Source organism: Kitasatospora sp. NPDC048365, from assembly GCF_043200835.1.
Taxonomy (GTDB): domain Bacteria; phylum Actinomycetota; class Actinomycetes; order Streptomycetales; family Streptomycetaceae; genus Kitasatospora; species Kitasatospora terrestris.
In genome coordinates this window covers 1-12,377 of record NZ_JBICYJ010000086.1, presented here as the reverse complement: position 1 = coordinate 12,377, position 12,377 = coordinate 1, and the positions used below count along the sequence as shown (strand labels likewise).

Annotated in this window: 3 protein-coding genes; 1 reads left to right on the top strand and 2 read right to left on the bottom strand. The window is 70.0% G+C overall.

The genetic code is table 11. From position 1 onward, the window contains the following. Positions 1-85: 85 nt before the first annotated feature. Together ACGFX4_RS40655 and ACGFX4_RS40650 are read right to left on the bottom strand one after the other, a co-directional pair. Positions 86-841 (bottom strand): hypothetical protein, encoded by a 756-nt coding sequence (locus tag ACGFX4_RS40655; RefSeq protein ID WP_393086146.1) that lies wholly within the window; start codon positions 839-841, stop codon positions 86-88. Next, the gene (locus tag ACGFX4_RS40650; RefSeq protein ID WP_393086144.1) at positions 829-7,344 is read right to left on the bottom strand and encodes an RHS repeat domain-containing protein; all 6,516 of its coding nucleotides are present in this window, start codon (positions 7,342-7,344) and stop codon (positions 829-831) included. The genes ACGFX4_RS40655 and ACGFX4_RS40650 overlap by 13 nt, the downstream gene beginning before the upstream one ends. Positions 7,345-7,628: 284 nt before the next feature. Between ACGFX4_RS40650 and ACGFX4_RS40645 the strand changes: the two genes are divergently transcribed. Then, entirely contained in the window at positions 7,629-12,263 is a 4,635-nt protein-coding gene (locus ACGFX4_RS40645; RefSeq protein ID WP_393086142.1) for a LamG-like jellyroll fold domain-containing protein, read from the top strand. Positions 12,264-12,377 lie beyond the last annotated feature (114 nt).

Here is a 12,377-nt window from a genome sequence, read left to right as displayed (position 1 = left end):
CGCGGCGGCCGCGGCCCGGGGCTGCTCGGCGTGGGGGGGGGGGCCCCCCCCCCCCCCCCCCCGACTGCTGTCTCAGAACCTTCGATCAGTCTCCCGCGATGCAGCGGTAGTGCTTGATCCGGCGGTCCTCGACCAGGGCGAGCTCGAATTCCGACTCGCGCAGGCGCAGTGCGGAGACCAGCTTCCGGTAGGCGTCCGAGGTCTCGGCCCCGGAGCTGCGGAGCGAGATGGCCGCCACGCCTTCCGCCACGCTGAAGAAGTCCTCCGGCACGTACCCGTCGAGTTGGGCCCGAGTGTCCCGCAGCATCTTCACTGCCAGGGGGGCTTCCGTCCCGGCGTCGCGCACCAGCGACCTCACCCAGTTCTCGTCGCCGACCGGCTCTCCTGTTCCCGCCACCCAGATCTCGGCCTGGTCGGGGCTGCCGCCTTCGAAGAAGGCGTCGTACCGATAGGAACGGTCCAGGACGGCGAGGTACTCCACGGAGGGCAACCCCGACCGGAGCCGGGAGAGCGCCTCGTCACAGAACCCGGCCAGTGCTTCGGCCCGGTCGCAGAAACCCGGCTCGGTGACGGTGACGTGCCCGTACACCTCGTAGGGGCGCAGGTACAGCGGACCGTCGAGAGGGGCTCCCACCTCGCCGACCGCAGGTCCGAGGACGTCCTCCGGATGGCTGCTCAGGTTCACCGCGAAGCCCAGCCCGGTCGGCCCGACGCAGTCCCGCCAGCCCCGGCCGTCCGGCTCGGAGAGGCCGAGGAGCTCGACCACCCGGTCCTCGCGGACGGCCTCCCGCGTGGTCGACCTGATGTAGACGGTGGCGTCGAGCGACATCAGCATCCCCATCCGTTGCACTTGGGCTGGCCGCCGACCTTACCGCTGATGTTCCATCCGCCCTTGTCGCCGCGGGCGTACACATAGTAGTCAGTGTAGTCCGCGGTGCTTCCCCTGAAGCCGCGCATGACGTTCATGGCGTCGGAGGCGGAGGAATTGTCCGCCGCTCGGATGTAGAGCCGAACGGCACCCTTCCCCTTCGCGCTCTTCAGGGCGCCGTTGATCGAATTAGGAGTACCGTTCACCGCCTTGAACTCCGACGGCACTCCGTCGACGAAGGCGTCGAACTGCTTGCCGTTGCCCTGGCGATGCGCCAGGACGTCGGCCCCGTTGGGGCCGGCGGCGAGATCGAAGGCCATCTGGTACTCGTGGTTGTTGAAGCCCTTCTGGTAGTCCTTGCCCTTGAGGACCATGGTGTCGAACTCCTTCTGGTTGAACACGAAGGCGCCCTCGTCGATCCGGCCGGCCGCGTCCTCGATGTACTCGTCGAACAGGATGCTGTCCGCGAGGTTCGCCCAGGCGCAGCCGTCACGGGCCGGTCCGTGGCAGTTGCGCTTGTTGATCTCCTTGATCCTCGCCAGGTAGGCCCCGACGATCGGGTTGTCCTTGCTCTTGAGCCACGCGATCCGGGCCTTCCGCCACTTCGCCCGCTCGCCGGGGTCCGAGTGCTTCTGGCGGTTCTCCTCTATGACCTTGTCGCGCTTGTCCTGCTCGTCGTGGAGCCGGTCGGCGTTCGCCTTCCCCTCCGGGGTGCACTGGTGGGTGTCGCACCAGATGCCGTCGGGGTCCGTACGCAGGCCGGTCGGGTCGCTCTTGCCCACAGGGTCGCTGCTGGCGTAGTTGTAGCCGCCGAGCTGCTGGGCGTCACTGGGGTCGAAGAGCGGGTCGACGCTGATGAAGCGTCCGACGGAGGGGTCGTACTGGCGTGCTCCGAGCGAGCTGAGGCCGGTTGCCGGGTTGGCGGGCGCGTTGAGGAATCCGCGGTTGTCGGCCCAGGACACGACGGTGCCGCGGGAGGCGCCGTAGGGGGTGAACTGGCGCCAGGTCGGGTTCTGCGCGGTCGCGTCGAGCGCGAGCCCGGCGGTGCCGTGCTGGTCCGGGATCTCGAACGTGTAGGTCGTCGAGCCACCCACCGTGCCCGTGCGGACGGCGGTGCCGCCACCCGGGAGCGGGTAGTACCGCGTTCCGCTCAGGACCGTGCCGGTCAGCGTCAGCTGCTGGCCCGGCAGGTACAGCACGGTGGAGCCGGGGTCCTTCTGCAGCAGCACCTGCCCGTTCGCGTCGTACACGTAGGTGGTGGTGCCCGCGGTGCCGCCGCTGATGGAAGTCAGCCGGCTGGCATCGTCCCAGGCCAGGGTCTGGGTGCCGCCCGAGGGGGTGGTGCGCTTGGTGGTGTTGCCCGCCGCGTCGTACTGGTAGGAGGTGCTGGCGTTGGTCGAGGTCAGCGTGTGCGGCTGGTTCGTGCCGTTGCCGTTGTAGGTGTAGGTGGTGGTGGCGTCCGCACCGCCGGTGGTGGAGTGCTCGACCTGCTGGGTGCGGTTGCCCAGCGCGTCGAAGCTCCACTCCGTCCAGTACGCCCCGCCCGCGATGCCGTCACCGACCGTCGCGTGCGCGGCCGAGGTCGGGGTGGCGGCGCACGAGTCGGTGGCCGTCCAGGCCTTGCTCAGCCGGTCGAGGGTGTCGTACCGGAAGCACTGCGTCTCCACCGAGCTCGACGAACCCAGGCGGGTGGAGGTCTGCTTGGTGAGGTTGCCGGCGAGGTCGTAGGTGTAGGCCTGCTCGTCGACGTTGGTCGGCGTCGCCGTCGACCGCGTGACCAGCTGGTCGGTGAGCCTGCTCGTGTGCGGGTCGTACTGGTTGGTGATGAACGCCTCGTTGGTTCCCGAGCCGATCGTCGTCTGCTGCACCCGCCCGTACGCGTCGTGCGTCACGCCCTGCGCGTAGCCGTTCGTCCCGCCGAGGGTGTCCGGCAGGTCGAGGTTGCCCGCGTAGCCGTGGGTGACCGTCTCCGAGGGGAGACCGCCACCGGCCGGGTACACGTCCTTCAGCGGGAGGCCCGTGTTGGTCGTGTAGGTGTGGATGAAGTTGTACGTGGTGCCGAGGGTCGTGCCCTCGGTCGCGGACGGGATCGTCACCGTCTGGCCCAGCGAGGCGCCGAAGACGTTGAAGTTCTTCTCCTGCACGACGTACGCCGAACCGCCGTTGAACGACGTCGACGTCGTCAGATGGCCGATCGGGTACTTCATCCCGACGATCGCGCTGTTCGCGTTGTCGTACACCAGCGACGTCAGCTGGTTGGCGCTCGACTGCGACGCGCTCGCCGCGGCGAACGAGCCGGTCTTGCGACCGAGTGCGTCGTACGTGTAGCTCACGTACTTCCCGCGCGAGTCCAGGGTCTGGGTCAGCAGGCCCGCGGCGTCGTACCACAGCTGGCTGTGGCCCGCGTCGGGGTCGACCTTGTCCGTCACCCGGCCCAGCAGGTCGAACGTGCTGGCCCAGGTCGAGCCGCCCGCCGTCACCGTGGACTGGTTGCCGCGGGTGTCGTAGCCGTAGGTGATCGCCTGGGACGAGCCACCCGTCACTGTGAAGATGCCGGTGAAGGTGTCGGCCGGCGAGTTGACGGTGGGTCGGGCGGTGTAGTCGTCGAGTTCGCCGGTGCGGCCGAGCGGATCCGTGACCGTCGTCCGCACGACACCACCGGTGGGCGGGACGACGGTGACGCGGTCGCCGTTGTACACCGTGCGGGTGGAGGAGACCACCACGCCGTTCTGCTCCGAGTCGTCGACGATCACCCGGCCCAGGCCGTCATAGGTGAGGAAGTCCTGGCTCGGCACCTGCTTCTTCAGGTCCGCCGCGGACACCACCGTGGTGTTCGGCAGGGTCGCGTCGTCCCACCATCCGTTGTACTTCGCGCTCACCCAACCGCGGGTGTCGTAGAAGGTGTCCGTCACCATCCGACCGCCCTGCGGCGTCGGCGACTGGGTCTGCCGCGAACGCAGCATGGCGTCGTATATCTGGGTGCTGACCTGGTACTGCAGCTCGTCGTTCAGCTTCTTCAGCGTGACCGCCGTGACACCCGTGCCGGACACCGTGTACTCGTACAGGAAGTTCGCCGGCGCGCTGGTCGGCCGGGAGGCCAGCCACACGCTCGTCACGCGGCCGAGCGCGTCGTACCGCTTGGTGGTCACCACGCCGTTGGCGTCCGTCGAGGTCAACGGCAGGCCGCGGGCCGGGTCGAGGGTCGTCGAGCCGCTCTGCCCCAGCGGGTTGGTCACCGCGCTGCCGGTCACCGTCCCCACGGCGTCCGCCGTGAAGGCCGTGTGCGTCTTCCCGCCCTTGGCGTCGTAGACGTCCACCGGACGGCCGACCGAGTCGAACACGGTGGTATTGGTGGTCACGTACGTCAGGGCGTTCCCCGAGGCACCGTTGGCGACCTGCACCACCGAGGCGACGCCCAGGGTCGGGGCAGCGGCCTGCGGGAACGTCGGAGTGGCCAGCTGCGGCCAGGTGGCCGCCATGGCCGGGTCGTCGTAGAAGGTGCGGGTGGCCGAGACCACCTGGTTCGGGCGGCTGACGGAGGCCGGCGCGGTCAGCGTGTTGACCGTGGCCGGGACGCTGCTCTTCGCCCCCTGGGTGAAACCGCCGCAGGCGAGGGAGTCGGTCTCGGTGCCGGACACCAGGCCGACCAGGTTGAGCGCCGTGTTCGCCTTCGCGTAGCTGGTCGTGACGCACCGGTCGTACGCCGTGTCGGCCGGAACCGTGTGGCTGTAGCTCGCCGTGGCCAGCCCGTAGTTCGGGTCGGACGCGGTCGTGTTGTACGTGGTGTCGGTCTCGGTGACCCGCCAGGTGGTCGTCCCGGGGGTCGCGGTCAGCGCCTGCCGGGTCCAGCTCTCGACCGGGAGGACCTTGTTGGCGGTGAGGGCGGGCAGCCCCGTGCGGGTACGGGTCGCGGTCGCCGGAGCGACCCAGTACGAGGTGATCGTCGAGTTGTCGACCGCACCCCCCTTGCCGGTGTACTCCGTCGTCTCGAGAGTCCGGCCCTCCAACTGGGCGATGTCCTCGTGCACGCCGCCCTGGGAGTCCGTCAGGTTGACCACCGTGGCGTTGTTGTTCTTGGACATGCCCTGGTAGTAGCGGGTCTCGCCCATGCTCTGGCGGTCGTTGACCCCGTCACCCGCGTAGGTCTTGACGGTCCCGAAACCGCGCCACTGACCGTACGTCCGGTACTTGGCCCGCACCAGCTCGTTGTCGTCGAAGTGCCAGGCGGCACCCGCGTACTCGTACGAGGTGGCCTGTACCGGCGCGCCGCCGGTCGGGTCGGTCTGGGTGACCTTCTGCACCGCGTACTTGTTGAACCAGTCCGTGATCGGCGCGACGTAGTGGTCCGGTGTCCAGCTGACCGGATAGCACGACGAGGTGTTGGACGACGGCGTGGTGGTGACCGGTGCGGTGCACGGGTTCGGCTGGTAGTACTGGACGCCGGTGACCGAACCGGTCTCACTGGTGATCGAGCTGATCCGGAAGCGGTACAGCGGCGGCAGGCCATCGGTGACGGTGTCGACCCGGTTCTGCAGGTCGATCCGGCCAAAGGTGACGGCGGGGAGCGGAACCTCGACGGTCGAGCCACCGCCCTTCAGGTCGCCGCCGGTGTGGGTGATGCCGGCCAGCCAGAGGGTGGCGCCGCCGTCGCCCGAGGTGGGCATGGTCTGGTTCAGCGCCCAGGAGTCGACCGGCTTGTACGACGTCGACGCCACGTCCCACTGCTGCGTGGCGATCGAGGTCAGCCGCACGGTCGAGAAGAAGACCGGGCTGTGAGCCGTGCAGGTGGCCCCCTGAGCGCAGACCATGTCGAAGGGAACGTCCGGCCAGTTGGCCTTGGTGCTCGCGCTCAGCGGGCTGCACGGGGCCGTGACGCAGCGGTCACCGGTGCCGAAGACCACCTTGTCCGGCACGGTGCCGTACGCGTTGCCGTCGGTGAACCCGTAGTCGATGTGGTCGAGGTGGGCGTCACGGATGTAGGAGACGTTGCTCGCGCCGTTGTTCCGGCCGTAGTAGTTGGCGTCCTGCTTGTAGTAGTAGGACATCGCGTTGCCGCGGAGGTCCTTGACGTAGTCGAGGTTCCACCGCGAGGCCATCGTGCAGACCGACGAGGTGAACACCGCGTTGTAGCAGGGATCGCCCGTGTGGGGCGCATAGACGGGCAGCGAGTTGACGGAGTTGGTCGCCGCCTTGCCGCTCGCCCAGCCCGGCAGGTGGTTGAGGCCGAACGAGTAGACCGTGCCCGTGCGGTCGGTGACGGTCCAGAAATCGGTGTTGTAGGTGCCGGAGCCGTTGCCGGAGTTCACCCGGTGGGTGACGATCTCGCCGCCGTCGCCCGTCCCCTTGTACACGTCGTTGCCCGCGGCGTCCTTACCGGCCGGGATCAGCTCGGTGGACGATCCGTTCAACGACAGGGTGAGGACGTCGCCGGCGTAGCACATGTCGGCAATGGCCGCGGGCGCCGCCGAGCCCCCCGGGTTGTCGTTGCAGGGCACGAAGGAGCGTTCGATGAACGACTCCTGGATGCCCCATCCCTCGCCGATCCAGGAGGACTGCGCCTGCGAGGTCGCTGTCCGGCCGTCGACCGAGCCGGAGTCGTAGCCCAGCGACAGCTGCGGCGCGAGCGACGACGGAGCGTTCGGGACGGTGATCGGGTACTGGTAGGTGAAGGACCCGCTCGAGTTGCCGGACGCCCAACTGCCGGACGCGCTCAGGGTCGTGGCCGAGTAGGTACCGGCCGGGCCACCGCCGTCCGCACCCGTCTCGCCGGACGTGGCGGCCAGCACCATGGGCTGCGCCGCCGCGGAGGAGGAGACGGACTGCAGCTGGAGCCTGGCCCCGCCGGCGTCCGCGGCGGGCTTCTCCGCGCCGAGGTCGACCAGCGCCGACACCGACTTCCGGCCGGCGTTGTTGTCCGACGCCAGCGGCGTACGGACGCGGCAAGCAGCGACATCCGGCGTGGTCAGCGCGCACCCGGGCAGCTGGACCAGCTGCAGGCGGCCGCCGAAGTTGCCGCCGAAGGCCTGGGCGAACGAGGAGTAGTCGACGCTGACCCGGGCCTTGCCCTTGCCCGCCGACGGTCCCGGCGTGACGGTGAACAGCACACCGCTCACGCCGGCCTTCTCGGCCGCCGAGCGGTCCTGCACCGACACCTGGACCGATGCCGGTCCGGCGTACGGGCTGCCCGCCGCGGCCTGGAAGGAGACCAGCGCCTTGGAGGCCGCGGCCCCTTCGGCCGGCTTCACCTCGGCCGTGGACCCGCCTGCCGCCGGGAAGGCGACGGCGGTCGGCACGTACTTCTTGTCGGTGCGGTCGTTCGGCGTGACGAAGCGCGCGTCGACCGCCTTGACCCCCTTCACCGACGGCGTCTTCGCCAGCTTCGGCGCCGAGGCCGCGGGCGGTGCGTCGGCGAAGGCCGCCGGCGCCACTCCCAGACCTGACAGTGCGGTGGCGGAGCCGAGCACCGCCGCCGTCAACATACGAATCGTGCGACGTCGCCGTCGCCCGTCACCCCACCTAGACATGACTGCCCTTCACTCTTCTCCTGACACTGCGCCAGAAGCAGGGGCGACGATCCCATGATGATCGTCCTGTCTTGGCAAAGGGATGGTCAAATATTCGCCGCCAAACCTTTCAATGTCGGGAACACCGGACAAACCGGTCCGTGACGAATGCCACATTCGCGCTGAACGCCTGTCAGATTCCCTAGGGTTTCCGTCTGGTCGGGGGCAGGGGGCCCTCGCGCAGAGAAAGAACCAACATGCCAAGAACCCCATCCGGACGGGGCGCTGTCCTGCGCTCCGTCGGGGCCGCCGCCACCACGAGTCTGCTGATCAGCGGCGCTCTGGCGCTGCCGGCCGCGGCAGCGCCGACGCCCGCCCCGGCGGTCGCCGCGGACGCTCCGCTGACGCTCCAGCAGGCCCAGGAAAAGGCCCGGACGACCGGTAAGGACGTCCAGGCCACTTCGGCCACGACCGAGAACAGCACGCTGACGGCCCACGCCGATGGAACGTTTACACACAACCAGTCGCTGGTCCCGGTTCGCAAGCGAATCGGGAAGAACTGGGTCGACCTCGACCCGACCCTCCGCCGCAACGCGGACGGCAGCATCAGCACCACCACCACCGCGAGCGAGCTCACGCTCTCCGGCGGCGGCAAGGGCCCCCTCGCGAAGATGGCGAACCGTGGCCACAGCCTGGCGGTCGGCCTGCCGATGAACCTTCCGGCGCCCACCCTCTCGGGTGCCACGGCCACGTACGCCAACGTCCTGGAGGGCGTCGACCTGAAGGTGACCGCGGACGGCCGCGGCAGCTTCTCCGAGGTCCTGGTCGTCAAGGACGCGAAGGCGGCGGCCAACCCGGCGCTGAAGAAGCTGACGCTCTCCACCCAGCCGTCGGCGGGCCTCAAGCTCACCGCGGACGCGGCGGGCAACATCACCGCCGCCGACAAGTCGGGGCAGGCGGCGTTCACCGCCCCCGCGCCGATGATGTGGGACTCGGCCACCGCGCCCGCCAAGGCCGCGGCGCAGTCGAAGGGCACCGTGAAGGACCTGGTCACCGGACGGGCGCTGAGCCCGCAGAGCGGCGCCCCGGTCGAGTCCTCCGCCACCGGCCCCGGTGACGGCGCCCACGCCGCGCCGATCGCCACCGAGGTGACGGCCGACGGGATCAACCTGGTGCCCGGCTCGCTGCTCGGCTCGGCTGACACCACGTACCCGCTGTACATCGACCCGACGTTCTACCCGTCGTCGGCGTCCAGCAGCCGCCAGGGCTGGGCGCAGACCAACTCGTACTACCCGAGCCAGTCGTTCTACAACACCAACGACGTGCTGCGGGTCGGGTACAACGGCTGGGAGAGCCCGTACTTCACGGCCCGCTCCTACATGCAGGTCAGTGTCGACCCCGCCCTGTGGGACTCGACCGTGCTCAGCTCCCAGATCAACTTCACCGGTGTCTGGTCGGGCAGCTGCACCGCCAACAACACCGAGCTGTGGCTCGCACCCAACGGCTCCAAGCTGAGCAACGCCACCACCTGGAACAACGCGCCCGCGCCGCAGACCTACGTCGGCAGCAGCAACGCGATGTTCTGGGGCGGCACCAACTGCGACCCGCGCGGCGTCGGCTTCGACATCAAGAACGTCATGGCCACCGCCGCCTCCGGCCACCGGTCCAGCATGGTCTTCGTGCTGAAGGCGCAGTACGAGAACAACGACCGGGACAGCTGGAAGAAGTTCGCCAACACGGTCAGCATCTCCACCACGTACAACCACGCCCCGGACCGCTCCACCAGCCTGTCCACCTCCCCCGCCACCGCCTGCCCCGGCGGCGACTACGCGGGTGACGGCGACGTCTGGCTGTACGGCGGCGTCTCCGACCGCAACGGCGGCACCCTCGGCGCCACCTTCCACGCCGTCAAGCACGGCACCAGCACGACCATCGTCCCGGACAGCAACCCCGGCCTGCTCACCGCGCAGTCCGGCTCCACGCTCGCCTTCAAACTTCCGAAGGCCAACCTGGAGTCCGTCGCGGGCGGCCAGCTCCTGCAGGTCGACTGGACGGTGACCACCACCGACTTCAACCTCAACGGGCCGACCTCGACGGTCTGCAGCTTCACCTTCGACCCGACCCGCCCCGGCGCGCCGACCATCACCCCGCCGGCCAGCAGCACGGTCGCCACCTCGGTGCCGGTCACGCTCACCCCGGCGTGCGCCCCGTCCTGCACCGCGGGCAACACGCCGAGCAGCTACCAGTACCAGCTCAACGGTGGTAGCCCGCTCACGGTGGCGGCGACCAACGGCAACGCGACCATCCAGGTCAAGCCGGGCCGCCGTACCAACACGCTGACCGCCACCAGCATGTCGGCGGGCGGCAACTTCGGTCAGACCGCGAGCGTGCTGTTCAACTCCAAGGCTGCGGCGCCCGCCGCGGACGGCGACCTCACCGGCGACGGCACCCCCGACCTGCTGACGGTCGGCAACACCCACGGCCTGCCGTCGGGTGTCTGGATGGCACCCGGCCGCTGGAGCGGCGGCAACGCCTCGGTGGTGAGCGGCGCGACCAACCTGGGCCAGTACGGCAACGGTGTCGACACCTACGCCGTCCCGTCCTCGTTCAACGGGGCGCAGGTGATCAGTGGTCAGTTCAGCGCCAACAACCTGCAGGACGTCCTGGCGTACTACCCCGCCACCGGCATGGCCGTGGTCCTGGAGGGCACCGGCGACGGCTCGCCGATCCCGGCCCAGCACAACGGCACCGAGCACACCATTACCGCCGGCAGCTTCAAGGACGAGCGCGACCTGGACCCGAGCCGACTCGCCTCGGCGGGCAACGTCTCCGGCAACGGCACCGGCTACCCGGACCTGCTCGGCATCTCCGGTGACGCCTCCAACAGCTACAGCCTGAACCTCTACGCCGCGACCTCCACGCTCGGCCAGTTCCAGTTCCCCGTCCTGCTGAACGCCACCACCCCGACCGGTGGCAAGGACTGGAACAACTGGACCATCGCCACCGCCCAGATGCCCTCGGCTTCCGGCCCGACCACGGCGATGTTCCTCTGGAACAAGTCCACCGGCCGCCTCGACCTGTGGGAGAACCTCGCCGCGGACGCGAACGGCAACCTCACCCACACCTCCTCGGCGGTCGCCACCAACTGGAACACCGGCCAGGACATCGACCTCCAGGCCGCCGACGTCAACGCCGACGGCACCCCGGACCTGTGGAGCGTCGCCAACGGCGGCAACGCCTCCCTCCAGGTCCTCAACACCGGCCGTACGGCGAGCTGGAGCTCGACCGGCAAGCTGATCACCGCGGGCCACTCCTGGACGCTCAACGACGGCACCTCCGGTGCGGTCTCCACGGCGGCCGACACCGCCGGCTCGCTGCCGCTGACCGCGACGGCCGGCGCCAACTGGAACACCGGCGACCTGTTCAGCCCCGACGTCAGGCTCAACGGCTCGGGCATGCTGGCCACCGCCTCCGCGGCGATCACCCCGACGGCCGACTACACCGTCTCCGCCTGGGCCAAGCCGGACGCCCTCGGCGGCGTCGTCCTCAGCCAGGACGGCGCGCTCGCCAGCAGCTTCACCCTGTGGGCCGACGCCGGCTCGAAGACGTGGCGCTTCCAGATGCCGCGCACCGACGTCGCCACGCCGACCCAGGACATCGTCACCTCGGGCAGCACCACGGCCGACGTGGGCGTCTGGGCCCACCTGACCGCCACCTACCAGGCGTCCACCGGCAAGGAGACCCTGTACGTCAACGGCGTGCCGGTCGGCACCGCCACCCACCCGAGCGGCGCCTGGGCGACCAACAAGGGCCTGCGGGTCGGCGCGTACCTCTACAACGGCACGCCCCAGCTGAAGTTCAACGGTCAGATCGCCAACGTCCAGACCTGGACCCAGGCGCTGTCCGACAGCCAGGTGGCCGCCCTGGTGGGCCTGCCGCCGGCCCCGACCGAGCTGCAGGTCGCCACCGTGACCAACAGCAACAACCTGCACCACACCACCCGTGACAGCGGCGGGCACTTCACCGCGTGGGACCAGGTCCCCGACATGGCCTACAACCCCGGCGGCGGCTTCTCCTCCGTCACCCAGGCCGAGTACCAGGGCAACACCTACCTGGCCGGCATCGGCTGGGAGCTCCAGTTCCAGGTCCGGCAGTTCGGCTCCACCGAGTGGGACTCGCCGACCGGCACCACCGCGCCGCTGTCCCTCACCGTCCCCGGCACCTCCGTGCAGATCACCAAGGTGAACGCCTCGGCGATCGTCAACGGCGACTTCGACCTGATCGCCACCGGCAACAACGGGCGCCTCTACGAGGCCCTGCGCCACCCGAACGGCGTCTGGGTCGGCTGGACCGACCTGACCGCCAAGATCGCGGGTACCCCCGGCACCCTCACCGAGGTCGCCGCGGCCACCACCACCGGTGGTGACCTGCAGCTGGTCGCCGTCTCCGGCGGCAAGCTGTGGCACGCGAACCGGGCCACCGCCGGCGGCACCTGGTCCGCCTGGGGCGACGTGTTCGCCAACTCCAGCAACCCCGGCACGGCGACCCACGTCGCGGTCGCGGGCGTCACCGGCGCCCTGCAGGTGATGGTGACCACCAACAACGGCAACAGCCTGTACCACGCCATCCGCGCGGCCACCGGCGTCTGGACGGTCTTCGGGGACGCCGGCGCCGCGGTCGGCGGCGTGCCGGCCCCCATCGTGAGCCTCGCGATGGCCGGCGTCGGCACCGGCGCCTCCAGCACCATGCAGTTCGTGGCGCTGACCAACGCGGGGACCATCTACCACGCCATCCGCGTCCCCACCGGCTGGACCGGCCTCGGCAACGTCACGACCTACGTCCAGGGCACCGTCTCCGGCACCCCGGTCCTGGTCTCCGCCGCGGGCGACTGACCCCCTCCCCTCCCGGAAACCCCAGTGGGGGGGGGGGGGGGGGGGGGGGGGGGGGGGGGGGGGGGGGGGGGGGGGGGGGGGGGGGGGGGGGGGGGGGGGGGGGGGCGGGGGGGG

Bases quoted from the DNA above. Each gene is read 5' to 3' on its own strand.
- ACGFX4_RS40655 (WP_393086146.1), bottom strand. From the start codon at position 841: ATGGGGATGCTGATGTCGCTCGACGCCACCGTCTACATCAGGTCGACC.
- ACGFX4_RS40645 (WP_393086142.1), top strand. From the start codon at position 7,629: ATGCCAAGAACCCCATCCGGACGGGGCGCTGTCCTGCGCTCCGTCGGG.